The sequence below is a fragment of the Bradyrhizobium sp. STM 3809 genome (assembly GCF_000239795.1).
Lineage (GTDB): Bacteria > Pseudomonadota > Alphaproteobacteria > Rhizobiales > Xanthobacteraceae > Bradyrhizobium.
Genome location: NZ_CAFJ01000122.1, coordinates 1 through 2,263, shown reverse-complemented (window position 1 = coordinate 2,263; position 2,263 = coordinate 1). Strand labels below are relative to the sequence as shown.

The 2,263-nt window shown below is 67.8% G+C and carries 3 protein-coding genes; all 3 read left to right on the top strand.

Features of this window, described 5'->3' with window-relative positions; all coding sequences use genetic code 11:
- Positions 1-859 (top strand): molybdopterin oxidoreductase family protein (locus BRAS3809_RS06135; protein WP_035655493.1); only part of this gene is annotated, 859 nt, incomplete at its 5' end.
- A gap of 13 nt (positions 860-872) precedes the next feature.
- The gene (gene fdhD / locus BRAS3809_RS06130; RefSeq protein ID WP_008961225.1) at positions 873-1,709 is read left to right on the top strand and encodes a formate dehydrogenase accessory sulfurtransferase FdhD; all 837 of its coding nucleotides are present in this window, start codon (positions 873-875) and stop codon (positions 1,707-1,709) included.
- Positions 1,699-1,944: a formate dehydrogenase subunit delta gene (locus tag BRAS3809_RS06125; protein ID WP_008961224.1), complete on the top strand. Its 246-nt coding sequence runs from the start codon at positions 1,699-1,701 to the stop codon at positions 1,942-1,944. The genes fdhD and BRAS3809_RS06125 overlap by 11 nt, the downstream gene beginning before the upstream one ends.
- Positions 1,945-2,263: the final 319 nt, after the last annotated feature.

Genomic DNA, 2,263 nt, shown 5'->3' with positions numbered 1-2,263 from the left:
CGTCATCGTGCAGGACCTGTTCCTGAACGAAACCGCCAACTACGCCCACGTCTTCCTGCCCGGCTCGACCTTCCTGGAGAAGGACGGCACCTTCACCAATGCCGAGCGCCGCATCCAGCGCGTGCGCAAGGTGATGACCCCGCGCAACGGCCTCGCCGACTGGGAGGTCACGATCGGCCTCGCCAAGGCGATGGGCTTCGAGATGACGTACAGCCATCCGTCCGAGATCATGGACGAGATCGCGGCGCTGACCCCGACCTTCGCCGGCGTTTCCTTCAAGAAGCTCGATGAGATGGGCTCGGTGCAGTGGCCCTGCAACGAGCAGCATCCCGAGGGCTCGCCGATCATGCATGTCGACGGCTTCGTCCGCGGCAAGGGCAAGTTCGTGGTCACCGAATATGTCGCGACCGACGAGCGTACCGGCCCGCGTTTCCCGCTGCTGCTGACCACCGGCCGCATCCTGTCGCAGTACAATGTCGGCGCCCAGACGCGGCGCACCGACAACGTGGTGTGGCATGGCGAGGACGTCCTGGAGATCCATCCGCACGACGCCGAGCAGCGCGGCATCCGCGACGGCGACTGGGTGCGGCTGACCAGCCGCGCCGGCGAGACCACCTTGCATGCGCTGATCTCCGAGCGCGTGGCGCCGGGCGTGGTCTACACCACGTTCCACCACCCGCTGACGCAGGCCAACGTCATCACCACCGACTACTCCGACTGGGCGACCAACTGTCCGGAGTACAAGGTCACGGCGGTGCAGGTGTCGCAGTCCAACGGTCCGTCGGACTGGCAGAAGGCCTATGACGAGCAGGCCCGCAACTCGCGCCGCATCGCCCCGATCGTGGAGGCGGCGGAGTAGCATGCGAGATGCAGTGCGCATCGCGGATCGTCTGGTCTGGCGCGACGGAGCCCTCACCGAGGGCCACCGCCGCGTGCCGGAGGAGACCGCGGTCGCGCTGACCTACAATGGCGGCACCCAGGCCGTCATGATGGCGACGCCGCACGATCTTTCCGACTTCGCCATCGGCTTCAGCCTGAACGAGGGGCTTATCAGGAGCCGCGATGACATCGTCTCGCTCGATATTGTCGAGCTGGACGATGGCATCGAGCTCAGGATGTGGCTGCCCGACACGCTCGCCGAACGCCTCGCCGAGCGCCGCCGCAACATCGCCGGCCCCACCGGCTGCGGCCTGTGCGGAATCGACTCCCTCGCCGAAGCCGTGCGGCCCGCCGCCCATGTTCCGGCCGGCCGGCGCTTCGCCCCGCGCGACATCATGGCCGCGCTGGCCGCGATCGAGCCGCTGCAGAAGCTCAACCACGAGACCCGCGCGGTGCATGCCGCGGCGTTCTGGACCCCGGCCCGCGGCATCGTGAGCCTGCGCGAGGATGTCGGCCGCCACAACGCGCTCGACAAGCTCGCCGGCCATCTCGCGCAGACGCAGACCGCCGCGAGCGAGGGCCTGGTCATCATGACCAGCCGCGTCTCCGTCGAGCTGGTGCAGAAGGCCGCCGCAATGGGCGCCCCGGTGCTGGTCGCGGTGTCGGCGCCGACCGCGCTCGCCATCCGCATGGCCGAGGCCGCCGGCATCACCCTGATCGCGGTGGCCCGCAACGACGGCTTTGAAATCTTCACCCACCCCGACCGCATCGTCGCGAGCGCCGAGCCGCGCGCGCAATCACCTCAGACGGACAAGCCCCATGTCGCATAGCAGCACCCACGACCGCCTCGTCTATATGGCGAACCAGATCGGCAAGTTCTTCCAGAGCCAGGGCCGCGACAAGGAGGTCGCCGGCGTTGCCGAGCACATCAAGAAGTTCTGGGACCCGCGCATGCTCAAGACGATCTACGCGCATCACGACGCCGGCGGCGAAGGCCTGGACCCGGCCGTGAAGGACGCCATCGGCAAGCTGAAGGATGCAGCTGTCGCGAAGGAGAAGGCGTAAGGCTATCGCACGGCTGCGGCGCCGGTCTCGGCGCCAACCCTCATGGTGAGGAGCGCCGCGCGCGGCGCGTCTCGAACCATGAGGCCCGAGGCGGGGCCTCGCCCTTCGAGACGCCCGCCTCCGGCGAGCTCCTCAGGGCGAGGAGTGGAAACGCATCGCTGACGTGAGAACAAGTCAGTTGACCAGCGCTCTCGCCAGCACTCCGAGCTTGCATGAAGCCGGATGTCGCTCCACTCATCCGGGCTACGTCCGATGGACTTTGACCATCAGCGGCTTCGCGTCGATCACGCACCCCTGTCGCCCTGGATGACCTTCAACT

What these genes read in the sequence shown, in the direction of transcription:
- BRAS3809_RS06125 (WP_008961224.1), top strand. Translation starts at nt 1,699, where the DNA reads ATGTCGCATAGCAGCACCCACGACCGCCTCGTCTATATGGCGAACCAG.